The organism is Pseudomonas sp. BW7P1, assembly GCF_024981055.1.
GTDB lineage: Bacteria > Pseudomonadota > Gammaproteobacteria > Pseudomonadales > Pseudomonadaceae > Aquipseudomonas > Aquipseudomonas bananamidigenes.
In genome coordinates, this window is the sequence record NZ_CP103374.1 from 5,481,759 (window position 1) to 5,507,468 (window position 25,710).

Below are 25,710 nucleotides of genomic sequence, written 5' to 3' on the forward strand. Positions count from 1 at the left end.
CCTCGCCCGCTGCGCTACCTCATCCGGCAGCGCTGCAAATGCTCGCCAACCTTGGCAGCCGGGACTTTCTGCAATTTGCACAGCAGGTCGTGCGACAACTCCCGCACGCCGTGCTTGTGCCGCAACTCATCCGCCAGGTGCGCCAGCAGGTTCGCCGCCATCTCCGCATCCGCCATCGCCCGGTGCGCCTGGCCGGTGTGCGGCAGTTGGGCGAAGGTCGTGAGCGTGCCGAGCTTGTGGTTCGGCGCCGCTGGCATCAGGCGTCGGGCCAGCAGCAGCGAGCAGGCAAAGTTCTGCAAACGGGTGCGTTTGATCCGGCCCAGTTCGAAGTCCCAGAACTTCTGGTCGAACGCGGCGTTGTGCGCCAGCAGCGGCGTGCAGCCGACGAACTCGTTGACTTCGTTCATCACCTGTTCAGCCGACGGCGCGCTGCGCAACATGGCGTTGCTGATGCCGGTGAGTTGTTCGATGAAGGCCGGGACGCGTACGCCGGCGTTCATCAGGCTCTGGTAACGCTCGACGATGCGGCCGTTTTCCAGCATGACCACGGCGATTTCCGTGGCCCGGCAGCTGCTGCTCGGCGAAATGCCGGTGGTTTCAAAGTCGATGACTGCAATGCGTTCCAAACCGGGTTCAACTCCGTTCAATTCTTCAGCAAAAGTGTGCCTTCGATCGGCACATAACGGCTGGCGGCACGGATCAGCGAGTTGGCGGTCAGGCCGGGAACGCCGTAGGCCACCGCTTGTACACCGTGTTTGTTGATGATGCGTTCGAGCAGCATGTCGAAATCGCCATCACCGGAGGCCAGGACGATTTCATCGACATGGTCGGCGGCGTCCATGATGTCGAGGGTGATGCCCACATCCCAGTCGCCCTTGGCCGAGCCGTCGCTGCGCTGGATGTAGGGTTTGAGTTTCACGGTGAAACCGAGGTTGCGCAGGATCTGCTGGAACTGCTGCTGTTTGCTGTCGCCCCGGTCGATCGCGTAGGCGTAGGCCTCGACGATCTGCCCGTGCCGGCTGACATCCGCCCACAGCGCCGCGTAGTTGAAGTGGCAACCATAGGCCTGGCGGACGGTGTAGTAGAGGTTCTGCACATCGGCGAACACTGCGATTTTTTTCACCGGAGTTCCTGTGAGCGCTGACGCGCATGAGCCGGATCAGGCACCAGGCCCGAAAAAAGGCGCTCAGTATGCCAGTAAAAAGCAGTGTGGCGAGGGAGCTGGCTCCCGCTGGACTGCGCAGCAGGCCCATCCTCTTGAAGACGGATTTGCTGCGCGGCTCAGCGGGAGCAAGCTCCCTCGCCACGGAGTGGGGTATTGCCCGGTGACTTACCGTTTATCAGACAAAGGAATCATCGTCATCGTAGAACGATGAGTTGTCATCGCTGTAGTCGGTGTCGGTGAAGCCACCCTGGTTGTTGCCCCAGGAGTCGTTGTTGGCCATGCGCTGGTCATCGCCCCAGCCATCATTGCCCTGATCGTTGACCTGGGCCGGCTCTTCCTTGATCACTTCGACGATTTCCTGCGGCTGCTGGTTGTGATGGAACAGGCTGCTGATGCCCTGTGCCAGCATCACGCCACCGGCCACACCGGCTGCGGTTTTCAGGGCGCCGCCGAGGAAGCTGCTGCCGGCAGCCGGAGCCGCTTGTGGCTGGCCATAACCCGCCGGTGGCGCGCCGAAGTTCTGTTGCGGTGCGGGGGCACCGAAGTTCTGCTGCGGAGCCGGTTCACGCCAGCCGCCGGTGGAGGCCGGGGCGCTCTGGGTCGGTGCCGGGCGCGGGCTGCTGCTCCCGAAGATGCTCGACAGGAAACCGCCGCCGCTCGACGCCGGGGCCGCGCTTTGCGCCTTGGCCGATTGCAGTTCGGCCTGCAGTTGCTGAACCTGTTGAGTCAGTTGCTTGTTCTGTTCGTCGAGGCTCTTGATCGCGGCCTCCTGCACCAGAATCGCCTGGGTCATGAAATAGCCTGCGGCCGGCTGGCGCGTCAGGTGTTCCTTGATCCGCGCCTCGGCCTGGGCGTCGCGCGGGGCTGCCTCCGTTTCGGCCTGTTGCAGCCGGGAAAACAGTCCATCGATCAGGGTTTGCTCTTCGCTGTTCATGGCGACCTCGTAGATTGCCGGAGATAACGTTGCCCTCGTCCACGGTGGAGGAGGCGCACCTACGTAATGGAGGCAGTGACAGAATGTTTCAATGGTCTTTACCGAACGTTTACGTTTGCGCCCCGCAGCACTTCATCGGTTAAAGTGAGCCACTGTTTTTGACCTGCGATACCGACTGATGAATGCCTTCGATGTGCTGCGTGACTCGCTGTATTTCTTTAAACGCAATCTGGCGCGGATCGTCCAGCTGTGCCTGCCGCTGGTGATCTTCGAAGCCGCGCTGCAACAAGTGGTCGATCACGCCAGTGACCCGGACGGTTATTCGGCCATCAGCGTGATCGTCGGCCTGCTGGTCTACCCGCTGTACACCGCCGCGCTGATTCTGTTTCTCGACGCCCGCACCCGTGGCGAATCCCCGCAGACCCTCGACTTGCTGGCGATGGCGGCGCGTCTGTGGCCACGTTTTGCCGTGCTCACTGCGCTCAATACACTGTTGATCCTGCTCGGTCTGTCGTTGTACTTCCTGCCGGGCCTGTGGCTGATGGTCACCCTGGCCTTCGGCGAGTACCTGCTGGTATTGCGCGGCTACGGCCCGTTGCAGGCCATGAAGGAAAGCCTGCGCCTGAGCCGTGGGCATTTCCTGCGGATTCTGGTGTGCATCCTCTGTGTGATGGGGCCGCTGTGGCTGCTCAAGGGCCTGACGTTGCAGGTCTATCCCGATCCGCAGAATCCGTTGATCGCCGTACTGATCGACAGCGGTCACAGCTTCCTGCAACTGTTCACCAGCGTGGTGCTGTTCCGCCTGTTCATGCTGATCAGCGAATTGCCCGACAAACGTGACGGAAGGGTCTGACCGCTCCGGGCTTGGGCCGAGCGACGGGTCTCGGGTATGCTCGGGACCACTTCCGTATCGCTACAAGCCGAGCCATGACCCGTCTACTGCGCTACATCCTGCTCTCTGTGCTGCTGGCCGTCGCCCTGATCGGCGTGATGATTTTCAGCCTGACCTGGCGCCCCGACGCCCGGGAGTCCCTGCCGGTCAGTTGCACCGGGCAACCGCCGACGCTGGTGCCCGGCCAGGCGCTGAAGGTCATGACCTGGAACGTGCAATACCTGGCGGGCAAGCGTTATGTGTTCTGGAACGACCTGGCCCGTGGCGACGACGAAGCCCCGACCACGGAAGACATGGCCTTCAGCCTCGATGAAGTGGCCCGGGTGATCCGCGACGAACAGCCCGATGTGGTGCTGATCCAGGAACTGGATGACGGCGCCAAGGCCAGCGACTATCAGAACCAGCTCAAGCTGTTGCAGGAACGCCTCACCGACCTCTACCCGTGCAGCGCACACGCCTTTGACTGGAAGGCCGATTTCGTCCCCGATCCACATATCTTCGGCAGCGTCGGCCGACAGCTCGCCACCCTGAGCCGCTACCGCATCGAACACGCCGAACGCGTGCAATTGCCGGTGCAGCCGCTGAATGTCATCAGCCGCCAGTTCCAGCCGAAAAACGCCCTGCTCGCCACCACCCTGCCGTTCAGCGATGGCGGGCAACTGGTGGTGTTCAACACGCATCTGGATCGTGCCATGCAGCCGGACGAAACCTTGCAGGCGCAGGTGATGGCGGTGGCCAAGGTGCTCGACAAACACGAAAGCCATGGCACGCCGTGGCTGATCGGGGGCGACTTCAACCTGTTGCCGCTCGGCCAGTACCGGCGTCTGCCGGTCGAACAGCGCACGCCCTACTCCGTGGACAGTGCGCTGCATCTGTTGTGGGACAAGTACCCGATGATCCCGACCAACAACGAAGCCGGCGGCATCGACCGTGCCAGGTGGCTGACCCACTACCCCAACGACCCCGGCCTCAACGGCCCGGACCGCACGGTCGACTACCTGTTCTACAGCCCGAAAATCAAACGGGTCGAAGCCACGGTGCGGCAGGACGATACCTTGCGCATTTCCGATCATCTGCCGGTGATTGCGAAGTTCCTCCTGCCACCCAACTGAACTCAGTGAGCCTCTTCGAGATCGTCGTGCAACAGCCCGAAGATCTGCCGCTTCATGTCGATGAACGAGCGCTCCATGACCATGTCCAGCGAACGCGGACGTTCGATCGGCACATCGAGAATCTGCTTGATCCGCCCGGGCCGCGCGCCCATCACGTACACCCGGTCACCCAGCAGGATCGCCTCATCGATATCGTGAGTGACGAACAGCACGGTTTTCTTGCTGTTGCCCCACACCCGCAACAACAGCTGCTGCATTTGCAGACGGGTCTGGCTGTCGAGGGCGCCGAAGGGTTCGTCCATCAGCAGAATCTGCGGGTCGTTGGCCAGGGCCCGGGCAATCGCCACCCGCTGCATCATGCCGCCGGACAACTGCTTGGCGTAGTTGTCGGCAAATCCTGACAAGCCGACTTCATGGACGTAGTGATCGACGATTTCCTTGCGCCTGGCCGCCGGCATGCCTCGACGCTTGAGGCCGAACTCGACGTTCTGCCGCACCGTCAGCCACGGAAACAGCGTGTAGCTCTGGAATACCATCCCGCGATCCGCGCCGGGGCCCTGCACTTGCTGACCGCCGACGTAGATCTCGCCGGAGGTCGGCTCGGCCAGGCCGGCAGTGAGGTACAGCAGACTCGACTTGCCGCAGCCCGACGGCCCGACCAGCACCGCGAATTGCTGGTCCGGCACCTCGAACGACACTTCCTCCAGCGCGGTGAAGGTTCCGCCGCCGGGTTTGCTGTAACGCAGGCTGACCTTGTCCACCTGCAACCTGGGTGCGGCGTGTGCCGGTGCGGCGACCGGCTCGATGAAACGACGGTTGGCAGCGGTTACTGAGCCCATGCGGCAATCCTCAAACGCAAGAAGCGGAACAGTTGATCGGTGACCAGGCCGAGCAGGCCGATGATCGCGATGGCGAGAAAAATCACATCCACCTGAAAGCCGCGCATGGCCTTGAGGCTCAAGTAGCCGAGGCCACTGGATGCGGCGACCAGTTCGGCCACCACCAGATAGGTCCAGGCCCAGCCCATGGTCACCCGCAAGGTGTCGAGTACGCCGGGCAGCGACGCCGGGGCGATCACGTGCAGCACCGCGTCGCGCCGGTTGGAACCGAGGGTGTAGGAGGCGTTGATCAAGTCCTTGGAAATGCCTTTGGACACGTCCGCAACCATCACCAGTTGCTGGAAGAACACGCCGAAAATGATCACCGACACCCGCTGCTCCAGACCGATGCCGATCCAGAGGATGAACAGCGGCACGAACGAGGTCACCGGCAGGTAGCGGATGAAATTGACCATCGGTTCGAGGAATGCCTGGACGATGCGGAAGCTGCCCATCAGCAGGCCCAGCGGCACCGCCACCAGCGACGAGACGATGAAGCCGACCATCACCACTTCGACACTGGCCCAGACATGCTGGCCGAGGGTGCCGTCACGACTCAGGCGCAGGGCCGCTTCGACCACCGCACCGGGCGTCGGCAGGAACATACCCGGCACGATGCCGCCGTAGGACAATCCGGCCCACAGGCCGACCAGCAACACCCAGGCCAGACCGCTGGCGCTCCACACCACCGACACCGGCAATCCGGTCTTCGGCGTGATGCAGCGGCTCAGCCATGAATTGCGCTTGAACATGAGCAGTCTCCTAGAGCGGGCTGACGAAACGGTTATCCACCAGATCGTCATTGCTGACGTTGTAGGGCTTGCCCTGCAATTCGCTGGCGGTTTCGTTGGCCAGTTTGATCAGCGGTGCGCTGTCACCCGGCGCGCCCGGTTTGCCCAGCAGCTTCTCACTCATGGCCTGATCGTAGAAACGCACGCCTTGCGCGGCGGCGGCCAGTTCCTTCGGATCGGACAGGTAACCGCCGACACCCCTGGCCATGATTTCGTAGGCTTTCTGTGGATGATCCTTGGTGTACTGCACCGCTTTGTAGAGACCGGCGACCAGCGCCTTGACGTCTTCCGGCTGCTTCTCGATCACCGTGCAGTTGAGCGCCACCACATCGACGATCACGCCCGGCGTACTGCTGCTGTCGATCAGCACTTTGCCCTGCTGCTTGTCGCGCACCATCGACAGATGCGGCTCCCAGGTCACGGCGGCCGGCACGCGACCGGCGATGAACGCGGTGGCGGCATCGTCGGCGGTCATGTTCTGCACGGTGATGTCGCTCATGCTCATGCCGTTCTTTTTCAGCAGGTACGAGAGCCAGAACTGCGAAGTCGAACCCTCGTTGACGGCCACCGCCTGGCCCTTGAGCTCTTGCAGGCTTTTCACATTCTTGCCGACCAGCACGCCGTCGCCGCCATGGCTGTCATCCAGCGCGGCCACGGCCTTGAAGCAGAACTGCGGGCGGTACTTGAGCACTTCGTCGATGGTCGAAGCCGAGCCGGACAATTGCCCGGACGCCTGAGCGGCCATGTACATCGAGGCTTCCTCGACGACCGGCAATTCGACGGTCAAGCCGTTTTCCTTGAAGTAACCCAGATCCTGGGCCAGATACAGGGTGCCGTAACCGACCCACGTGGTGTGGCCGATCGACAAGGTGCCGGCCTGGGCGCCGGTGACCGAAAGGACGGAAATCGCCAGAGGACATGCAAGACGGGTAAACAAGGACTTGTTCATGGAGCACTCCCAACGCTGTTGATTTAGTTGTCATGGGCAGTACGGCCAGCCGTGGTGTCGCGATCGCACGCTGCGGTCTCTGCTGGACTCTGGCGGGCAATGCCTTGGCTGGCGAAATCGATGTTGACCCAGGCCCGGCGTCAGGAAAACGAGGAAATAGTTAGACGCGAACGATGAAAAAACTGGGTAGTGCGCACCACGAAAGGGCGCGTCGGGCGGGGGTGCACGGAGGGGGTGCAAGACAGCTGAAACAGTGGTGAATCGACTGACGCAAATCGCGAGCAGGCTCGCTCCCACAGGAATCCCGAAAGTACACAATATTTGTGTTAGCCGAGAAACCTGTGGGAGCGGGCGTGCCCGCGAAGGGGCCCTTGAGCTTTACGAATTTCTCAGAGCCGGCCGTACTCCTGCGCCGTACGATCAACCGCTTTCAGGGTCTTGCCCACCAGCTCGTCAATTTCTTCACGACTGGCAATCAGCGCCGGCGCCATGATCATCCGCCCCAGGGTCGAACGAATGATCACCCCCTCTTCAAAACCGATCGTGCGGCAGCGCCAGGCCATGTCGTTTTCATTGGCGAAGCGTTTGCGGGTCGCTTTGTCTTCAGCCAGCTGCAACGCCGCGACCATGCCCGTGCCCTGGATATCGCCCACCAACGGGTGATTGCCGAACACCTCGCGCAGGCACTGTTGCAGGTACGGGCCGATGTCATCCTTGACCCGCGTTACCACGCCCTCATCGCGCAATGCCTTGAGGTTGGCAATCGCCACCGCCGCCGCCACCGGGTGCCCGGAATAGGTCAGGCCGTGGGCGAACACACCGCCCTGCTCCACCAGCACGTCAGCCATTTTTTTCGACAGGATCAAGCCACCCATCGGGATGTAACCGGAGGTCAAACCCTTGGCAATGGACAGGGTGTCCGGCTCGAAACCGAAGTATTCGTGAGCGAACCATTCGCCGGTGCGACCGAAGCCGCCGATCACTTCATCGGCACACAACAGCACGTCGTATTTGCGGCAGATGCGCTGGATTTCGGGCCAGTAGCTTTCCGGCGGAAAGATCATCCCGCCCGCGCCCTGGAACGGTTCGGCGATGAAACCGGCGACCTTGTCGGCGCCCAGCTCGAGGATTTTCGCTTCCAGTTGCTGCGCCGCCCTCAGGCCGAATTCCGCCGGGGTCAGATGGCCTTCGTGGGCGAAGAAGTACGGCTCGTCGATGTGCGCGATGTCGGGAATCATCCCGCCCATTTCGTGCATGAATTTCATGCCGCCGAGGGCCGTCGCCGCCAGGGTCGAACCGTGGTAGCCGTTCCAGCGACCGATCATGACTTTCTTCTCGGGCTTGCCCAGCACCTGCCAGTAACGGCGCACGGTGCGGATCAGCACCTCGTTGGCTTCGGAGCCGGAGTTGGTGTAAATCGCGTGGCTGTAGTGCCCCGGCAGCAGGCTGAACAGCAACTCGGAGAGTTCGATGACCTGCGGGTGGGTGGTGTGAAAAAACATGTTGTAGTACGGCAACTGCTCCAGTTGCCGGCTCGCCGCCGCGTTCAGATCCTTGCGCCCGTAACCGAGGTTGGTGCACCACAGCCCGGACATGCCGTCGAGGTAGCGCCGACCGTCGTTGTCCCAAAGATGCAGGCGTTCACCGCGCACCATCACCCGTGGGCCTTCGTCGTTGAGGGCCTTCTGGTCGACGAACGCATGAATGTGGTGCGCTGCATCGGCGGCCTGGTAGTCGCGGGTTTCACGTGAGGTGGTCATCGCCGGATCTCCTTTTTTGTTGTGAGCGGCTGTCATGAGCGCAGTTGAAACCAGGTGGTTTTCAACTGGGTGTATTTGTCGAACGAGTGCAGCGACAGATCGCGGCCGAAACCCGATTGCCTGCCGCCGCCGAACGGCACGGTCACGTCCAGCGCATCGACGCTGTTGACCGACACCGTACCGGCTCGCAATTGCCGCGCCACCCGATGGGCACGGTGCAGATCATCGGTCCACAGCGACGCGGCCAGACCGTAGACGCTGTCATTGGCCAGTTGCAAGGCGTGGGCTTCATCATCGAACGGAATCACCGCCAGCACCGGGCCGAACACTTCTTCGCGAAACAGGGTCATGTGCGGCTGCACGTCGGTGAAAATCGTCGGCTGAACGAAGTTGTCCGAACCGTTGAAACTCAGCTGCTGCCCGCCACAGACGCGGCTCGCGCCTTCACGCTCGGCCTGGTGGATGAAGCGCAGAATGCTCTCGGTCTGACGTGCGTCGACAATCGCTCCCGCCGCACTTGCCGGGTCCAGCGGGTTACCCGGTTGCCAGCGTTCGGCCTGCACCTTCAGACGTTCGACGAACTCATCATGAATCGAGCGTTCCACCAGCAACCGCGAGTTGGCCGAGCAGACTTCGCCCTGATTGAAGAAGATCCCGAACGCGGCTTTCTGCGCCGCCAGATCCAGATCCTTGCAGTCGGCGAACACCAGGTTGGCGCTCTTGCCGCCGCACTCCAGCCACACCTGTTTGAGGTTCGACTGCGCGGAGTACTGCATGAAATATTTGCCGACCTGGGTCGAACCCGTGAACACCAGACAATCGACATCCGGGTGCAGGCCCAGGGCTTTGCCAGTCTGCTCGCCGAGCCCCGGCAGCACGTTCAGCACACCGGCCGGCAACCCCGCTTCCAACGCAAGCTCAGCCAGGCGCAATGCAGAGAACGGCGATTGCTCGGCGGGTTTGAGGATCACCGAGTTGCCCGCCGCCAGCGCCGGAGCGAGTTTCCACGCGGCCATGTCCAGCGGGAAATTCCACGGCACCACGGCGGCGACCACGCCCAGCGCTTCGCGGGTGATGGTCGCCAGCACGTTCGAGGCGCTCGGTGCGACTTGATCGTAGAGTTTGTCGAGGCTTTCAGCGTACCAGCGGAACACCCCGGCGGCGCCCGGTACGTCGATGTTGTAAGCGTCCATCACCGGCTTGCCCATGTTCAACGAATCGAGCAGCGCCAGTTCTTCGCGATGGGCCAGGATCAGATCCGCCAGACGCAGCAGCACTTGTTTGCGCTCGGTCGGTGAACGCCCGGCCCAGATGCCTGCCTCGAACACCTGCCGCGCATTGCGCACCGCCGCATCGACATCGGCTTCACCACACGCGGCCACATCGGCCAGTAGCCTGCCGGTGGCCGGGTCGATCGCGGCAAAGGTCTGCCCCGACTGCGTGTCACACAACTTGCCGTCGATCACGGCCTGGTATGGATAGCTCAATTCAGCGGCCTTGCGCTGCCAGTCTGCAAGTTCGAACACGGTGGATGCTCCCTGGACTTTTATTCTTTTATAAACAGCTTCAGTCGATAGTCGCTCAGGCCCGCGCGGGGCAAAACCAGTAAAAATGTCTTCGCAGACAATAAAAAAGGTAACCAGCCGATGGCCCCCTCGCGCACGTATGGGGCTATTGTTCAGGGACAAAAAAACCGCCGACAGAACGGAGGCCGGCGGCTTACAAATTGCTTGGATGTGAAATCCGTTCGCTTTGAGGTTCACCGTGGCCGCTTACAACCTGCGTCAGTTGAAATACTTCATCACCACCGTCGAATGCGGCAGCGTCGCCGAAGCCTCGCGCAAGCTGTACATCGCGCAACCGGCGATTTCCACGGCGATCAAGGGGCTGGAAGACAGCTTTGGCGTGCAACTGCTGATCCGCCATCACGCCCAGGGCGTATCCCTGACGCCGAGCGGCGCGCGGTTCTTCCGCAAGGCCCAGGAACTGCTGCGCATGGCCAAGGAGTTCGAACAGAACGCCCTTGCCGATAACGACGTGGTGGCCGGGCAGATCGATATCGGCTGTTTCGAAACGGTCGCTCCGCTTTACCTGCCGCAACTGATTGCCGGCTTCTCGGCGCTGTATCCGGGGGTGAAGATCCGCATCCGCGACGGCGAACAGCAGGAACTGGTGCAAGGCCTGACCTCGGGCACCTTCGACCTGGCGATCCTGTACAAGCACGACCTCGACGCCACCATCGAAACCGAACCGCTGATGCCGGCCCAGCGGCCTTACGCCCTGCTCCCGGCGGATCACCGCTTCGCTCAGCTCAAGCAAGTATCGCTGCGGGATTTGTGCCTGGAGCCGATGATCCTGCTCGACGTGCAACCGAGCCGCACCTACTTCGTCAGCCTGTTCGAAGAACTCGGGCTGTCGCCGCGCATCGAATTCAGCTCGCCGTCGATTGAAATGGTGCGTGGCATGGTCGGCCAGGGTTTCGGCTTCTCGATCCTGGTGACCCGCCCGCATTCGGAATGCACCTACGACGGCAAGAAGGTCGTGTGCGTGGACATCGTCGAAGACGTCACCGGCTCAGGCCTCGTGGCCGCGTGGCTCAAACGCGGACAACTGACCAAACCGGCGCAGCTGTTTGCCGATTACTGCCGGGAGCAGTTGACGGCGAAGGCCAGCCGCTGACTCTCAAGTACCCCGCGGTTTGGCCCGTGCGGTCGCTTCAGCCACCAGCGGGTCATCCGGCCAATAATGCTTCGGATACCGCCCCTTCAGATCCTTCTTCACTTCGGCATAGGTGCTGCGCCAGAAGTTGGCCAGATCCTGCGTGACCTGCACCGGACGTCGTGCGGGCGACAGCAGGTGCAGCTTGACCACTTGCCGCCCGCCGGCGATGCGCGGTGTGTCGGCAAGGCCGAACAGCTCCTGCAAACGCACCGCGAGGATCGGTGGCTGCTCGCTGTAGTCGAGGCGAATCGACGAGCCTGACGGTACGCTCAAGTGATGCGGTGCCTGCTCATCAAGCTGCTGCGGCAGTGGCCATGGCAGCAGATTACGCACGATGCTCGACAGGTCGAGGTTGGCGAAATGGCTGAGGCGCGAGACCTTGCCCAGATAAGGCATCAGCCAGTCTTCGAGGGTTTTCAGCAGCATCACGTCGCTGACATCCGGCCACTGGCTGTCGCCTTTGGCGTCCAGGTCGAGCTGGCGCAGCAACGCGACTCGCGCCTGCCACTGGCGCAGTTCCGCAGTCCACGGCAACAGCTCCAGCCCCTTGCGCCGCACCAGATTGACCAGTGCCTGACTGCGGGCGTTTTCGTCGAGACCGGTCAGCGGTTCACGGCTGAGGATCAGTTCGCCGACCTTGCGCTGGCGCTCGGCGCGCAGCACGCCTTCACGTTCATCCCAGTCCAGTTGATCGACGCTGTGCACCTGCTCGGCCAGCACTGAATCGAACAGCGCCGGGTCGAAATCCGCCGCCAGATAAATCCGTTCCTCGCGCTGGCCCTGACGGCTGCCGAGGTCGGCAATCACGATCCACGGTTCTTTCATCAGACTGTCGGCTTCAGCGAACAGCGCCGCCCGGCCGTTGGCCAGACGATATTCGGCACCACCGGCACGCCGCTGCTGGGCGACACGATCCGGATAGGCCAGCGCCAGCAAGGCGCCGAGCCAGCGTGGGTGATCGGGATCGCTGACCGGTTCGATCGGCTGGCCGCGCAGCAAGCCGCGATATTGCCGCGCCAGTTGCCGGGCGCGCTGCACGCCGCCCTGAGCGCCGCGGGCCGCGCGCTCTTCGCCGGACAGCAGCACCAGACGGCTGTGCAGATCCGCCCCGGCGCCGCGCAAGATATCCCTCTCACCCAGCAACGCGGCGACGTCACACGCCATGTTCGCCAGCCCCAACGTCTGACCGCGCAACAGTAAATGAGCGATGCGCGGATGGGCCGGCAATTCAGCCATGGCCTGACCGTGACGGTTCAGGGTTTCACCGTCCAGCGCACCGAGGCGCTGCAACAGATCCTGAGCCTGTGCATAAGCGGCGGCGGGCGGTACGTCCAGCCAGATCAGATCACCCGGCGCCACGCCCCAGCGCCCGAGTTGCAAGGCCAGGCCCGCAAGATCCGCCGAGAGAATTTCCGCACTGCCATAAGCCGCCAGTTGTTCGTGCTGATCCTGCGACCACAGCCGATAACACACGCCCGGTTCCAGACGCCCGGCCCGGCCTGCGCGCTGGGTGGCGCTGGCTTTGGAGATGCGTTGAGTGTCGAGGCGGGTCATGCCGCTGCCCGGATCGAAACGCGGCACCCGCGCCAGCCCGGCGTCGATCACTACGCGCACGCCGTCGATGGTCAGGCTGGTCTCGGCGATGTTGGTGGCCAGCACCACTTTGCGTTTGCCATGCGGTGCCGGGTCGATGGCGGCGCGCTGGGCATTCAGATCGAGTTCGCCGTGCAACGGGCAGAGCAACACATCGCTGCGCTCACCGATGGCGTCAGCCAGTTGCTGATGGACCCGACGGATTTCCGCCTGCCCCGGCAGGAACACCAAGAGGCTGCCGGTTTCATCGTGCAGGGCTTCGAGCACCGTTTGCGTGACGCGTTGATCGATGTATTCGCCGGGCTGGAACGGTCGGCCCCAGCGCATCGTCACCGGGAACATCCGGCCCTCGCTGCGCAGGATCGGCGCGTCGTCAAGCAAACTGGCCAGACGTTCGCCTTCAAGGGTGGCGGACATCAACAGAATCTTCAGCGGTTGTTCAGCTCGAAACAGCTCGCGACCGTTCAGACTGAGGGCCAGTGCCAGATCGGCGTCGAGGCTGCGTTCGTGAAATTCGTCGAAGATCAGCAGGCCCACGCCCTCCAGCGCCGGGTCGTCCTGCAAGCGCCGGGTGAGAATACCTTCGGTGACCACCTCGATGCGCGTATTGGTGCCCACCTTGCTGTCGAGGCGGATGCGATAACCGACGGTTTCACCGACCTTCTCGCCCAGCTCGCTGGCCAGCCGCTCCGCCGCTGCGCGCGCGGCCAGCCGACGGGGTTCGAGCATGAGAATGGTCTGCCCGTTCAGCCATGCTTCATTGAGCAGGGCCAGGGGCACGCGGGTGGTTTTACCGGCGCCGGGCGGTGCTTCTAGCACGGCTTCGTGGCGTGTCGCGAGGGCTTCACGCAGGGCGGGTAAAACTTCGTCGATCGGCAAAGAAATCATGCTGGCTCCCAAACAGAGCGGCGAGTATAACGGCGAACTGCCGGGTGTTTGTCGGGGTCTTAATTCCACACGACGATGCTTCGTTTTCAAATGACTCAGGAGTTATCTACATGCGCTTACCTTTTCGCCTGATCGGCGGTGTACTGGTTGCCACCCTGCTCACTCAGATCACTGCGTGCGGGTCGATTTTCTATCCCGACCGGCGCGGCCAGATCGACGGCAAGATCGACCCGGCGATTGCCGTGCTCGATGCCGTGGGCCTGCTGTTCTACATCATCCCTGGCCTGATCGCGTTTGCCGTGGACTTCACCACCGGCGCGATCTATTTCGAACCGGGCCACACGGCGCAGGTCGATCCGGCCAAACTCAAGCAAGCCATCGGCCCGGACGGCCAGGTCGATAACCTCAAGTTGCAGGCTATTCTCGAAACAGAACTGGGCCGCCATCTGCCGCTGGACGACCCGCGCCTGATCCAGCACAAGGGCAGCACCCAGCAACTGGCGATGTTCGGCCTGCAACCTGCCGCATAAGGAATCGACGCACCCATGACCTCCAGCCCCGAACACGCCCGCCTGCTGCGGCTGGCGACCCGCGCCTCGGTGGCGGTGGCCTGTACGCTGATCATCGCCAAAGCCATCGCCTGGTGGCTGAGCGGTTCGGTGAGCATGCTCGCCGGCCTCACCGACTCGGCCCTTGATGGCGTCACTTCATTGCTCAATCTGCTGGCGGTGCACTACGCGCTGCGCCCGGCGGATGACGATCACCGCTATGGTCACGGCAAGGCCGAATCCCTGGCGGGCATGGCGCAGGCGCTGTTCATTGGCGGCAGTGCGGTGCTGATCGCATTGCAGGCTTACGAGCGCATCCAGCGACCGGAACCGCTCGGCGCGCCCTGGATCAGCATCGGCGTCATTGTGTTTTCATTGGTGCTGACGGCGACGCTGCTGATGCTGCAGCACCGGGTGATCAAACAGACCGGCTCCAACGCGGTGCGGGCTGATTCGTTGCATTACCGTTCGGACATGTTGCTCAACGGCAGCATCCTGATTGCCCTGATCCTGGCGGGCCTGGGTTTTCATCAACTGGATGCCTGGTTCGGTCTGGGGATTGCCGTGTACATCCTGTGGAGCGCGATCCAGATCGCCCGGGAAAGTTTTTCGGTGCTGATGGATGAAGAGCTGCCGGTGGCTGTCAGTCAGCACATGCTCGAACTGGCCTGCGCTGTGCCGGGCGTTTTGGGCGCCCACGATCTGCGTACGCGGATTTCCGGCAATCACTGGTTCGTGCAATTGCATCTGGAGCTGCCGGGGGAACTGACGCTGTCAGTCGCCCACGGCATCAGCGATCAGGCCGCCGATGCGATCCATGCGGCCTACCCGCGGGCCGAAGTGCTGGTGCACGCCGACCCGCAGGAAGTGGTGCAAGCTGCCCGTGCTCAGTAGTTGACCTGATAACCGCGACTGCTCAGGCAATTGCCCTGGGCCTGGCGGTAGGCCTGCACCACCTCGGGCGCTGGCTGATAGGTTGCGGTACGCGGATCGAAGCCGCTTTGCTGCACCGCATACTGGTAGCACTGATAGCCGTCCTGCTGGACCTGCTCCGGCGACTGGCCGTTGGCGGGATACGCTTCCACGTCGTAGCCGTTGCCCGTCGGTTGCGGCGGTTGCTGCACCGGCGGCTCGACGACCACGTAATCCTGGGTCGCTTCCTGATAGGCGTAGTACGAGCCTGCCGCCAGGAACAACAGCGAACCGCCGATCCACACCTCACGGGCGTAATCCGGCAGGTACTGGATACGGATCCCCCGTGGCGGCTGAACCACGACATAACGCGGACCTTGCGGGCGATACCAGTAGCCGCCGGAATAGAAATAATCCTGACCGCGATACGGCACGCGGAAATCACGATCCGGGAAGCGGTCGATCACATGCCCCGGCCGGTATTGCGGGCCGGGACCCCAACCATTGCCATGCCCATCGGGACGACCCGGCCAGCGGTTGTCGTTGGGACGGTTGCCGGTTTGCCAGTTCTGGTGATAACCATTCTGCGGACGCTCGTCGCGGTAGTAACCCTGACGCGGTTCCTGGGTCTGGCGCACGGTGTCGGGACGCGGCTGGATCGGCAGGTCATTGGCCGGCAGTTGCGGCGGCGGTGGCGGCTGGCGTACCGGGTTGGGGTTGTACGCCGGACGTGGCTGGTTCTGGTTCTGCCACTGGCCGTTGTTCGGTTGGCCGTGGTTCTGCTGACCGTTGTGCTCGAACTGACGGCTGTTGTCGCCACGAATGATGTCGTTGTTCTGCCGCTGCGGATTATTCTGGCCGCGCTGCTGACCACCGCCGCCATGTCCCTGATTGTTGCCCTGATGCTCCGGCCCGCGTCCGCCGCCGTCGGGGCCACGATTCTGCGGTTCATCGGCCAGCACCTGGGCACAGACACTCACACACAGCAAACCAACACTGGCCACACGCCAGATACGCGACTTCATGAAATTCCTCACTGCGGGCCAAAGCCTGTCATTAAGAGTGCCTGTAGCTAAGACCGGGAAGGGGCACACCGGGTTCTGCAACAGGTTATCAGTCACGCCATTTATTTATTGAGCGGGAGAGGTCAAATCGCGGGCGAGAAAAAAGGGAGACCCGTCGGCCTCCCCTTCAGAGAACTTCGTCCTGGCTCGACGCTTTTGACGCCGGCTCACCTCACGCCGTCTTCTGGACAGTGTGCAGCTCGGGGGCCGGCACGTCCCCGGTGGGGGCGGCGGCCGCGGCGGGCCTGATTGGGCGGGCCGCAGTGGACTGTGTTACCGAGCAGTGATTCTGGTGATAAGGATAGGCCTGAGGCTGCGACAGATGATTGCGAAGATTGCTCAAATAAACATCACTTGCGCAATTTTTAACCCCGGATAGATAATCCGCCGCAATAGTCAGGACAAAGGACAGATTCATGAGCAAACTCGACCGCTACGACCTGAGCATTTTGGCGGAATTGCAGCGCGACGCCCGCATCTCCAACCAGGAACTGGCCGAGCGCATCGGTCTGTCACCGTCCCCATGCTCGCGTCGGGTCAAACAACTGGAGGACGACGGCTACATCTCGCGGCAGGTGGCCCTGCTGGACCGCAAGATGCTCGGACTGAGCCTGACGGCCTACGTGCTGATCGGCATGGACCGGCATACACCGGAGCGTTTCGAGAACTTCGAAGCGGCCATCCGCACCTTGCCGCAGGTGCTCGAATGCAGCCTGGTGACCGGGGTCGATGCCGACTATCAACTGAAGGTGGTGGTGCCGGACATGGACCACTATCAGAAGCTGCTGTTGGGGCACCTGACCCGCATCGAAGGCGTGACCAGCGTGCGTTCGAGCTTTGTGCTGAATCAGGTGCTCAACAGCACCGAACTGCCCTTGACGCATCTGCGCAACTGAAACCGTCTTCGCGAGCAGGGGAATGCATTGCAAACGCGAAGGAGCCAGTACAGGCGACGAATGACTGCGGCACACCGACGCAGGTCAATGCCGCGTCAAGCCTCGCTGGCGTATACTCCCCGCCGCCCTTTCTGCCGCACAGTGCCGGAGATGCCCGATGGATCCAGCCGTATTTGAAGAGTGGATGATGACCGGTCTGGTCAGCATCCTGATCATTTTCATGGGTTTCATCGTCTGGGATCTGGCGAAGAAGTCCAAGGCCGGGCGCTTCGGCTCGTTCATTCTGTTTTTCGTGCTGGGCCTGGGCGTGGCCGCGTTCATCATCAAGAGCGTGGTGATCGGCCTGATCGAATCCGGCGCCTTATAAGCGTGCCGGCACTTCCTTCCATTGGCCCTGATCGAGCCCTTCGATCGTCCAGTCACCGATCCTGACCCGCACCAGCCGCAACGTCGGCAGCCCGACCGCTGCCGTCATCCGCCGCACCTGACGGTTGCGTCCTTCGCGAATCACCAGTTCCAGCCAAGTTGTCGGAATGGTTGCGCGAAAGCGTACCGGCGGATTGCGCGGCCACAGCTCGGGCTCATCCAGTTGCCGCGCTTCGGCGGGCAGGGTCATGCCGTCATTCAATTCGACACCGTCACGCAGACGCTGCAACTGCTCGGCCGTCGGCACGCCTTCGACCTGCACCCAATAGGTTTTCGCCAGTTTGTGCTTCGGGTCGGCGATCCGCGCCTGCAACTGGCCGTCGTTGGTCAGCAACAGTAAACCTTCGCTGTCACGATCCAACCGCCCGGCCGGATAAATGCCAGGAATATCGACGTAATCCTTGAGCGTCGCCCGCCCTTCGCCGTCGCTGAATTGCGTCAGCACATCGAACGGTTTGTTGAACAGGATCAGCTTCGGCTCGGCGGGTGGTGCCTTGGCCACACGGCGCGGGGCTGAAGAGGACGGCTTCGCGCCGGGGCGGCGGGAAGGTGGACGTTGAGGACGGGACATGGCGAAAAGAACATCTAACGGTCGGGGCTGACAATGCTAGTGCCCCGACCGCCAAATGACCACGACAAACCGTTAGCGGAACGGCGGCTCGTCGAAGCTGCGCAGTTTGCGCGAGTGCAGCGAATTGAGTTCGGTGCGCAGCAGGTCCACCGCTTCGATACCGATCTTCAAATGCTGGCTGACCGCGCGCTCGTAGAACGCGTTGGCCGAACCCGGCAGCTTGATTTCACTGTGCAGCGGTTTGTCCGAAACGCACAGCAACGTGCCATAGGGCACCCGCAGGCGATAGCCCTGGGCGGCGATGGTGCCGCTTTCCATGTCCACCGCCACGGCGCGGGACAGGTTGATCAGCGGTCGCTCCTGGGCCCAGCGCAATTCCCAGTTGCGGTCGTCGTAGGTCAGCACGGTGCCGGTGCGCAGGCGTTTTTTCAGCTCTTCGCCCTTCTCGCCGGTGATGTTGGCCGCCGCTTGCTGCAGCGCCAGTTGCACTTCGGCCAGAGCCGGGATCGGAATGTTCGGCGGCACCACCCGGTCGAGAATCCCGTCGCGACGCATGTAAGCGTGGGCCAATACGTAGTCGCCGATGGTCTGCGACTGACGCAGGCCGCCGCAGTGACCGATCATCAGCCAGCAATGCGGACGCAGTACCGCCAGGTGATCGGTGATGTTCTTGGCGTTGGACGGGCCGACGCCGATGTTCACCAGGGTCACGCCGTGGCCATCGCTGGCGATCAGGTGATAGGCCGGCATCTGGTAACGGTGCCAGACCACGCCGGCCGCTATGGCCGAGGCTTCGCCGTGGTCCATGCCTTTTTCGATGATCACGTTGCCCGGCAATACCATGCGCACGAAGCGCGGGTCGCGGCGCAATTGCTCCAGACCGTGAACGATGAACTGGTCGACGTAACGGTGATAGTTGGTCAGCAGAATCCATGGCTGTACATGGCGCCAGTCACTGCCGGTGTAGTGCACCAGACGACGCAGCGAGAAGTCGACGCGCGCCGCATCGAACAGCGCCAGCGGCAGCGGATGGGTGTTCTCCCAGTCGTAGAGACCGTCGGCGATGCCGTCGGTGGCGGCAGACAGGTCGGTACTCGGGAACACCCGCGCCAGCACGGCGGCGGTGACACCGGAGCCGGCCAGTTCATCACCCTGCTCGACCACGTAGGGGTAAGGAATATTCTGCTCGCTGACACCGACTTCGACGGTCACCGTGAAGTCGTGCATCAGCGGCGTAAGCTGCTCCAGCAGATATTTGCGAAACGCCGTCGGGTGGGTGACGGTGACGCTGTAGGTGCCCGGCAACTGCACCTTGGCGTAAGCACGGGTGGTCTGCGGGACTTCGCCCTGGCAGTGGTAGGTCAGACGCAGTTCGGGATAACGGAACAGGGCTCGTTGCCCGGCGTCGGGCTCGACGCGATCCTTGAGATAACGCTTGAGCGCCGAGTTCAGCGCCGTGGTGGCCCGCTCATGCAGCTCGGCCAGACGATCCACGGCCTGTTCGGCGGTTTGAACGACAATAAACGCTTCGGTCACGATCAGCTTCCTGTGTTCTGACTTGCAGAGCTTCATCTTGCCTGCATCGTGGCTTCACGGAAACAGTGGCGTTGTGGCTATTCATCAATCTGACAGGTACAGGCGATCCCTGTGGGAGCGGGCTTGCCCGCGATGAGGCCATCACATTCAACATCGATGTTGACTGACAGGCCGTCATCGCGGGCAAGCCAGCTCCCGAAAGGACTTTCGGTGCCTGGACATTGCAGTCAGAAACCTTGCGGCGTCGAGCGGGCGACGATCGCTTCGACCTCCAGCCCACGGGGCAACGCGCCGTAGACCCGGCCGCCGCCACTCAGGCGACTGGCAATAAAGGCATCGCTGACCACCGAATTCCCGGCCTCCAGCAACAGCTTCGCCTGCAACCCCAGCGCGATGTCTTCGGTCAGTTGCCGCGCCCGGTATTGAATGTCGCCGGTGTCCTTGAATGACGCCTGCAATTGCTGGATATGTGCAGCCAGCCGCTTGTCGCCATGGCCGTCACCCAGTTCGTTGAACAGCACATCGAGAACGCCCGGCTCTTTCGACAGCGCACGCAACACATCCAGGCATTGCACGTTGCCGGAACCTTCCCACGTCGAATTCACCGGCGCTTCGCGGTACAGGCGCGGCAGGATGCTGTCTTCGACATACCCGGCGCCGCCCATGCATTCGGCGGCTTCATTGATCATCCCCGGCGCACGTTTGCAGATCCAGTATTTGCCCACCGCCGTCACCAGCCGGGCGAATTGCGCCTCATGGCGATCAGTCAGATGATCCAGCGCCTTGCCCATGCGCAGGCTCAGGGCCAGCGCGGCTTCGCTTTCCAGTGCCAGATCGGCCAGCACGTTCTGCATCAGTGGCTGTTCGCTCAGCAGTTTGCCGCCGACCTTGCGGTGGGCGCAGTGATGGCTGGCCTGGGTCAGCGCCTGACGCATCAGCGAGCTGGAACCGACCATGCAGTCGAAACGGGTCATGGCCACCATCTCGATGATGGTCGGCACGCCGCGCCCTTCTTCACCGACCATCCACGCCAGTGCGCCCCGGAACTCCACTTCACTGGAGGCGTTGGACTGATTGCCGAGCTTGTTCTTCAGGCGCTGGATATAGAACTGATTGCGCGTGTCATCCGGACGATGACGCGGCAGCAGGAAACAGGTCAGGCCCTTGTCGGTCTGCGCCAGCGTCAGGAACGCGTCGCACATCGGCGCCGAACAGAACCACTTGTGGCCCACCAGCTCATAAGCCTGGCCCGGGCCGCTGGCCCCCACCGGATAAGCCTTGGTGGTGTTGGCCCGCACGTCGGTGCCACCCTGTTTCTCGGTCATCGCCATGCCAATGGTCACACCGGCCTTGTGGGCCATGCCGACATTTCGCGGGTCGTATTCGGTGGCGAGGATTTTCGGCAGCCATTGCTCAGCCAGATCAGGCTGCAAGCGCAGTGCGGGAACACTGGCGAAGGTCATGGTCAGCGGGCAACCGCTGCCCGCCTCGGCCTGGCTGTGCAGGTAAGTCATGGAGGCCCGGGCCACATGGGCACCGTCCTGTGGATGGGCCCAGGGCAACGACGTCAGGCCATGCTCGATGGCCGTGCGCATCAGCTCGTGGTAGGCAGGGTGGAATTCCACCAGATCGATGCGATGACCATAGCGGTCATGGCTGGCGAACACCGGTTTGTTCTGGTTGGCGAGAAACCCGGCTTCCATCAGCGGACCACCGGCCAGCGCACCGTAGGCATCGATCCGCGACTCGGCCCAACCGGCGCCGAACCGCCGCGACCATTCCTGCAACGGCAGGTCGATGCGGTACAGGTTGGTGCCGTCCAGCGACGGTGGCTGGTTGGTCACTTCGTGGGTTTCGGCGAATTGATGCAGGTTCATGACGGGGCTCCTTGATCGGCCAGAGCTTCAGTTAAGCACCGCCCCCGGACCGATCAAAGTGTCATATCGGCCTAAATCGCGGCGCTTTCACCCCATCAACAACTCAATACCCGTCGCCGCATGGCGACCTGCAAGTCCTCGAATTTCACCGGTTTGCTCAAGTAATCGATCACCCCGCCCGACGCACAGTGCTCGCGATCCGCGCCCTGCGCGATCATGAACACCGGCAGATGGGTGCAGCCCGGCAAGTCATGGATCTGGCAGCACAGCGACACACCATCAAGCGGTGGCAACTGGCAATCGATCAGCACCGCATCGAACGGCTCGCGCTGCAGGCATTCGATGGCTGCGGCACCGTGGTCGGCGGTGCGCACGCGGAAACCGAGTTTGAGCAGCATGCCGCGCATCACCAGTTGATTGACGCTGTTGTCGTCCACCAGCAACACGGTGCAGTCCTGCGGTGCGCGTATGGCATCGCGAACAAGCGTCGGCGCGGCTTCAACCGCCGGCAACTCGAACTCCACGTCCAGTTGAAAACGGCTGCCGCGCCCCGGCTCGGAACGGTGCGTGAGCTTGCCGCCGAGCAATTCCACCAGCTGTCGGCAAATCGCCAGACCGACGCCCAAACCGCCGTACTCGCGAGTCATTGAACCGTCGAGCTGGAAAAAGCGCTGATACAGCGTGGCTTCGCCCAGATCGGTAAAACCGATGCCGGTGTCGATCACGGCGAAAGACAGCGCCAGGCGATTGTCCGTCGACGGCTTGCCGGTGACCCGCAAGGCGAGACCGCCGACCCGGGTGAACTTGATCGCGTTGTCCAGCAGACACTCCAGACATTGCACGAGTTTGGCGCTGTCGCCATTCAATCGATCCGGCAGTGTCGGCAGCACGTCGACCTTGAAGTCCAGCGACTTGCTCGAGGCGTTGCCTTCGAACTGCACGCGCAGCGCCTCCACCACCGCCCTCAGGCTGAAACTGCCCGGCGTGGCCTTGAGCTTGCCGGCCTGCAATTCGGTCAGGGTGAGGATACCGTTGACCATGCGCATCATGTCCCGCGCCGAACCGGCGGCGGTCTGCTGGTATTGCTCCAGCTCCGGATCCAGTTCGACGGTCTGCATCAACTCCAGCGAGCCGATCACTCCGTTCATTGGCGTACGCAGTTCGTGGGTCAGGGTCGCGAGGAATTCGTCCTTGAGTTTGTTGCTGTGGGCCAGTTGCTGGTTGAGCACTTCGAGTTTCTGGCCGGCGTCGAACAGCGTCTGAGCCTGCTGCTCGCGCATCGCGTTGATACGGTCGGCCAGCGCCAGCGACAGCAGGGCCACCTCGATGGCCGAACCGATCTGGCTGGCGTACATGGTCAGGAACACATTCGGCAGCAAGCCCAGCACCATCATCGTGTTGACGATCCCGCCGAGCAGAAACGCCGACCAGGCGATGATGAAGTAGCGCGCCACGCGCAGACCGCGCCACCAGGCAAGAATCCCGGCGGCGAAGATCACCACGGTAAAGGTCAGTGCCAGTGTCGTCGCCAGGCGCAGGGCCAGGGCGTAACTGGTCATCAGCGACAGGCCGATCACCACGGCGCCGAAGATGATCAGGGCGATCAACAGACGGTCGAGCCAGCGACTGTGGTTCTTCGTCTGCAGGAAACTGCGGGCGAACTGACTGCCGAACAGCCCCGCGCAACCAATGAAGAACGGTGTGGCAGCGTTGGCCCACCAAGGGTTGTCGGGCCAGAAATACTCGACCGCCGCACCATTGACCGACAGCTGGTAGAGGCCGAACGATGCGATATAGAAGATGTAATAGAGGTAACTGGTGTCGCGCACGCTGAGGTAGATAAACAGGTTGTAGACCAGCATCCCCAGCAGCACGCCATAAATCAGGCCCAGCACGTAAAGACGCAACGGCTGATCTTCGAGGTACGCGGTGCTCGACCACAACGTCACCGGGGCCTGGATGGAACCTTCGCTGGACAGTCGCAAATACACCGTCTGCTGCTGATCAGGCTTGAACGTGAGATTGAACAGGTAATTGTTCTGTCGGATCTCGCGACTGGCGAACGGCAACGCGTCCCCGGTCTGACGCACCAGACGATACTCGCCGGTGGCATCGGGCAGATACAGGTCGAGGTGATCGAGCGGCGGATAGGCCAGCTCCAGCAGCCAGGTGCGCTGCGCCGCCGGATTGCTCGGGCGGTAATGCAGGTCGATCTTCAGCCAGAACACCGAACGTGAGTAACCGGCATTGAGCGTGGCTTTATCGTGTTTTTTGAATTGTCCGGCAGCGGCCTGCGCGCGGACGTCGGCAATGCTCGCCTGACCGCTCGGGTCTTCGAACACTTGCAGGGATCGACCCAGCGGGAGGCTCTGGGTGAACTCGTCGAACTCGACGGCGTTTGCCAGGAGGGGCAAACAGAACAGCAACATCAACAAATAGCGCATTGAAGCCCCAGCGTGGCTTGTCCGGTTGCGTCAGGAAGCCCCCCATTCCCTTTGAGATGACGTAAAACCGATATTACCTGTTATTGGTTTGGATCCACTCTAGCATAGCCGTTGATGGCCATTGAGCACCATGGAAATTTTTCCGACAAAGGCTCTAGAACGGGCGTTTCAGAGCAAAGTACCGAGCTAGAGCTGTCGGATCGGTCGGTTGCAGGATGCCGCTCGGCGCCGGATATCCGGGTTATCGGCCAAGGGCTGCGCCACAACACCCGAAAAACAGGTTTGGTGGTAAGCTCGCGCACCATGAATATCTACAGCTCCCGCCCCGTTGTCCTCTGTCTCTCCGGCCACGACCCCAGTGGTGGCGCCGGCCTGCAGGCAGATATCGAAGCCCTGCTCGCTCAGGGTTGCCATGCGGCTCCGGCCGTCACCGCCCTGACCGTGCAAGACACCGTCAACGTCACTGACTTTCGCGTCCTCGACCGTGAGTGGGTACTGGCCCAGGCCAATGCCGTGCTCAACGACTCCGACGTTGCGGCTGTGAAGCTGGGCATGCTCGGTTCCCTGGAAATGGTCGACACCGTTGTCGAGCTGCTCCAGGCGCACCCACACTTGCCTGTAGTTTGCGACCCGGTGCTGCGCGCCGGCGGCGGCGGACGCCTGGGCAAGGACGAGGTCGGCTACGCCATGCGCGAACGCTTGCTGCCGCTATCGATCATTGCCACCCCCAACCTTCCCGAAGCCCGGATCCTCGCCGAACTGCCAGAAGGTACCGCGGACGAGTGCGCTGAAAAACTGTTGCCGTTCATCAAAAATCTGCTGATCACCGGCGGCCACGGCGACGAAACCGAAATCCACAATCGCCTGTACAGCCGGGACGGCCTGCGCGAAACCTTCAAGTGCCAGCGCCTGCCGGGCAGCTATCACGGCTCCGGCTGCACCCTCGCCAGCACGCTCGCCGGTCGACTGGCTCAGGGCGAAAACCTCGCCAGCGCCGTGCGTACCGCGCTGGATTACACCTGGCGCACCCTGCGCGATGCCGAACGACTGGGCAAAGGCCAGTTCGTACCGCGTCGCCTGCCGCTGGATTTCTGCTCGTAATGTCGTGAGGTGTGCCTGATGAAACTACGTGGCCTGTACGCCATTACCGACGGTCCGTTGCTGGCCGGCAAGTTCCTGCCGTATGTGGAAGCCGCGCTGGAAGGCGGCGTCACCCTGCTGCAGTACCGCGACAAGAGCAGCGACGAAGCCCGCCGCCTGCGTGAGGCCGAGGCCTTGCGTGATCTGTGCGAGCGCTACAAGACCCGGTTGATCATCAACGATGACGCCGAACTGGCCGCGCGCCTGAACGTCGGCGTACACCTGGGCCAGACCGACGGCCCGCTCTCACCGACCCGCGCCCTGCTCGGTTCCAAAGCGATCATCGGTTCGACCTGCCACGCCCGGCTTGAACTGGCCGAACAGGCTGTCAAAGAAGGCGCGAGCTACGTCGCCTTCGGTCGCTTCTTCAATTCCAATACCAAACCCGGCGCACCGACCTGCAGCCTCGACCTGCTCGATCAGGCCCGCCAGACGCTGCACCTGCCGATCTGCGCGATTGGCGGCATCACCCTCGACAACGCCGCGCCGCTGGTGGCCCACGGCGTCGATCTGCTGGCCGTGGTCCATGGCCTGTTCGGCGCCGACAGCACCGCCGAAGTCACCCGCCGCGCCCGCGCATTCAACGAATTACTAAAAGTCTGAGAGCCCGATC

The 25,710-nt window shown here is 62.5% G+C and carries 23 protein-coding genes; 9 read left to right on the plus strand and 14 right to left on the minus strand.

Annotation, left to right across the window (positions count from 1 at the left end):
- Nucleotides 1–14 precede the first annotated feature (14 nt).
- From NWV16_RS24715 to NWV16_RS24725, 3 genes are all read right to left on the minus strand, one after another.
- A complete protein-coding gene (locus NWV16_RS24715; protein WP_260521112.1) occupies nt 15–626 on the minus strand; it encodes a PolC-type DNA polymerase III in 612 nt (203 codons plus the stop codon).
- Nucleotides 627–643: 17 nt separating this feature from the next.
- Nucleotides 644–1,123 (minus strand): NYN domain-containing protein, encoded by a 480-nt coding sequence (locus NWV16_RS24720; protein ID WP_065259621.1) that lies wholly within the window; start codon nt 1,121–1,123, stop codon nt 644–646.
- Nucleotides 1,124–1,340: 217 nt separating this feature from the next.
- Nucleotides 1,341–2,099, minus strand: a complete 759-nt coding sequence (locus NWV16_RS24725; RefSeq protein WP_260521113.1) for a DUF2076 domain-containing protein — start codon at nt 2,097–2,099, stop codon at nt 1,341–1,343.
- Nucleotides 2,100–2,277: 178 nt separating this feature from the next.
- Between NWV16_RS24725 and NWV16_RS24730 the strand changes: the two genes are divergently transcribed.
- Both NWV16_RS24730 and NWV16_RS24735 read left to right on the plus strand, forming a co-directional pair.
- On the plus strand, nt 2,278–2,952 hold the full coding sequence (locus NWV16_RS24730) for a YciC family protein (protein WP_260521114.1): 675 nt from the start codon (nt 2,278–2,280) through the stop codon (nt 2,950–2,952).
- A 74-nt stretch (nt 2,953–3,026) separates the two neighbouring features.
- Nucleotides 3,027–4,103 (plus strand): endonuclease/exonuclease/phosphatase family protein, encoded by a 1,077-nt coding sequence (locus NWV16_RS24735; protein WP_260521115.1) that lies wholly within the window; start codon nt 3,027–3,029, stop codon nt 4,101–4,103.
- A 2-nt stretch (nt 4,104–4,105) separates the two neighbouring features.
- Here NWV16_RS24735 and NWV16_RS24740 read toward each other — a convergent pair whose 3' ends face one another.
- The 5 genes from NWV16_RS24740 to NWV16_RS24760 all read right to left on the minus strand — a co-directional run bounded on the left by NWV16_RS24740 (nt 4,106) and on the right by NWV16_RS24760 (nt 10,007).
- Nucleotides 4,106–4,942, minus strand: a complete 837-nt coding sequence (locus NWV16_RS24740) for an ABC transporter ATP-binding protein (protein ID WP_065259617.1) — start codon at nt 4,940–4,942, stop codon at nt 4,106–4,108.
- The gene (locus NWV16_RS24745) at nt 4,930–5,733 is read right to left on the minus strand and encodes an ABC transporter permease (RefSeq protein WP_260521116.1); all 804 of its coding nucleotides are present in this window, start codon (nt 5,731–5,733) and stop codon (nt 4,930–4,932) included. The genes NWV16_RS24740 and NWV16_RS24745 overlap by 13 nt, the downstream gene beginning before the upstream one ends.
- Nucleotides 5,734–5,743: 10 nt before the next feature.
- Nucleotides 5,744–6,721 carry an ABC transporter substrate-binding protein gene (locus tag NWV16_RS24750; RefSeq protein WP_260521117.1) on the minus strand — a complete coding sequence of 326 codons (978 nt, stop codon included), beginning with the start codon at nt 6,719–6,721 and terminating at the stop codon, nt 5,744–5,746.
- Between the two features lie 389 nt (nt 6,722–7,110).
- Nucleotides 7,111–8,481 carry an aspartate aminotransferase family protein gene (locus NWV16_RS24755; RefSeq protein ID WP_260521118.1) on the minus strand — a complete coding sequence of 457 codons (1,371 nt, stop codon included), beginning with the start codon at nt 8,479–8,481 and terminating at the stop codon, nt 7,111–7,113.
- Between the two features lie 32 nt (nt 8,482–8,513).
- Nucleotides 8,514–10,007, minus strand: coding sequence for an aldehyde dehydrogenase (locus NWV16_RS24760; RefSeq protein WP_260521119.1), 1,494 nt, complete (start codon nt 10,005–10,007; stop codon nt 8,514–8,516).
- A gap of 238 nt (nt 10,008–10,245) precedes the next feature.
- Between NWV16_RS24760 and NWV16_RS24765 the strand changes: the two genes are divergently transcribed.
- Nucleotides 10,246–11,160 carry a LysR family transcriptional regulator gene (locus NWV16_RS24765; RefSeq protein WP_007958716.1) on the plus strand — a complete coding sequence of 305 codons (915 nt, stop codon included), beginning with the start codon at nt 10,246–10,248 and terminating at the stop codon, nt 11,158–11,160.
- A 3-nt stretch (nt 11,161–11,163) separates the two neighbouring features.
- Here the strand turns inward: NWV16_RS24765 and hrpB are convergent, their stop codons facing one another.
- The gene (gene hrpB / locus NWV16_RS24770; RefSeq protein WP_260521120.1) at nt 11,164–13,683 is read right to left on the minus strand and encodes an ATP-dependent helicase HrpB; all 2,520 of its coding nucleotides are present in this window, start codon (nt 13,681–13,683) and stop codon (nt 11,164–11,166) included.
- Nucleotides 13,684–13,793: 110 nt separating this feature from the next.
- On the opposite strand from hrpB, the gene NWV16_RS24775 reads away from it, so the two are divergent.
- Nucleotides 13,794–14,213: a polyribonucleotide nucleotidyltransferase gene (locus tag NWV16_RS24775; protein WP_260521121.1), complete on the plus strand. Its 420-nt coding sequence runs from the start codon at nt 13,794–13,796 to the stop codon at nt 14,211–14,213.
- 15 nt (nt 14,214–14,228) lie between these two features.
- Nucleotides 14,229–15,125, plus strand: coding sequence for a cation diffusion facilitator family transporter (locus NWV16_RS24780; RefSeq protein WP_260521122.1), 897 nt, complete (start codon nt 14,229–14,231; stop codon nt 15,123–15,125).
- Here NWV16_RS24780 and NWV16_RS24785 read toward each other — a convergent pair.
- Nucleotides 15,119–16,168, minus strand: a complete 1,050-nt coding sequence (locus tag NWV16_RS24785; RefSeq protein WP_260521123.1) for a DUF6515 family protein — start codon at nt 16,166–16,168, stop codon at nt 15,119–15,121. The genes NWV16_RS24780 and NWV16_RS24785 overlap by 7 nt on opposite strands.
- A gap of 455 nt (nt 16,169–16,623) precedes the next feature.
- Between NWV16_RS24785 and NWV16_RS24790 the strand changes: the two genes are divergently transcribed.
- Nucleotides 16,624–17,103, plus strand: a complete 480-nt coding sequence (locus tag NWV16_RS24790; RefSeq protein WP_008081091.1) for an Lrp/AsnC family transcriptional regulator — start codon at nt 16,624–16,626, stop codon at nt 17,101–17,103.
- Nucleotides 17,104–17,260: 157 nt separating this feature from the next.
- Nucleotides 17,261–17,470, plus strand: coding sequence for a DUF2788 domain-containing protein (locus tag NWV16_RS24795; RefSeq protein ID WP_003228500.1), 210 nt, complete (start codon nt 17,261–17,263; stop codon nt 17,468–17,470).
- Here NWV16_RS24795 and NWV16_RS24800 read toward each other — a convergent pair.
- The 4 genes from NWV16_RS24800 to NWV16_RS24815 form a co-directional block, all read right to left on the minus strand.
- Nucleotides 17,465–18,031: a pseudouridine synthase gene (locus NWV16_RS24800; protein ID WP_260523583.1), complete on the minus strand. Its 567-nt coding sequence runs from the start codon at nt 18,029–18,031 to the stop codon at nt 17,465–17,467. The two genes, NWV16_RS24795 and NWV16_RS24800, sit on opposite strands and share 6 nt — an antisense overlap.
- Before the next feature lie 141 nt (nt 18,032–18,172).
- A complete protein-coding gene (gene amn / locus NWV16_RS24805) occupies nt 18,173–19,672 on the minus strand; it encodes an AMP nucleosidase (protein WP_260521124.1) in 1,500 nt (499 codons plus the stop codon).
- A 191-nt stretch (nt 19,673–19,863) separates the two neighbouring features.
- The gene (locus tag NWV16_RS24810; protein ID WP_260521125.1) at nt 19,864–21,513 is read right to left on the minus strand and encodes an acyl-CoA dehydrogenase family protein; all 1,650 of its coding nucleotides are present in this window, start codon (nt 21,511–21,513) and stop codon (nt 19,864–19,866) included.
- Nucleotides 21,514–21,608: 95 nt separating this feature from the next.
- On the minus strand, nt 21,609–23,957 hold the full coding sequence (locus tag NWV16_RS24815) for a hybrid sensor histidine kinase/response regulator (protein WP_260521126.1): 2,349 nt from the start codon (nt 23,955–23,957) through the stop codon (nt 21,609–21,611).
- Between the two features lie 303 nt (nt 23,958–24,260).
- Here NWV16_RS24815 and NWV16_RS24820 point away from each other — a divergent pair, with 303 nt between their 5' ends.
- Together NWV16_RS24820 and thiE are read left to right on the plus strand one after the other, a co-directional pair.
- Nucleotides 24,261–25,058, plus strand: coding sequence for a hydroxymethylpyrimidine/phosphomethylpyrimidine kinase (locus tag NWV16_RS24820; RefSeq protein WP_260521127.1), 798 nt, complete (start codon nt 24,261–24,263; stop codon nt 25,056–25,058).
- An 18-nt stretch (nt 25,059–25,076) separates the two neighbouring features.
- Nucleotides 25,077–25,700, plus strand: a complete 624-nt coding sequence (thiE, locus tag NWV16_RS24825) for a thiamine phosphate synthase (protein ID WP_065259606.1) — start codon at nt 25,077–25,079, stop codon at nt 25,698–25,700.
- Nucleotides 25,701–25,710 lie beyond the last annotated feature (10 nt).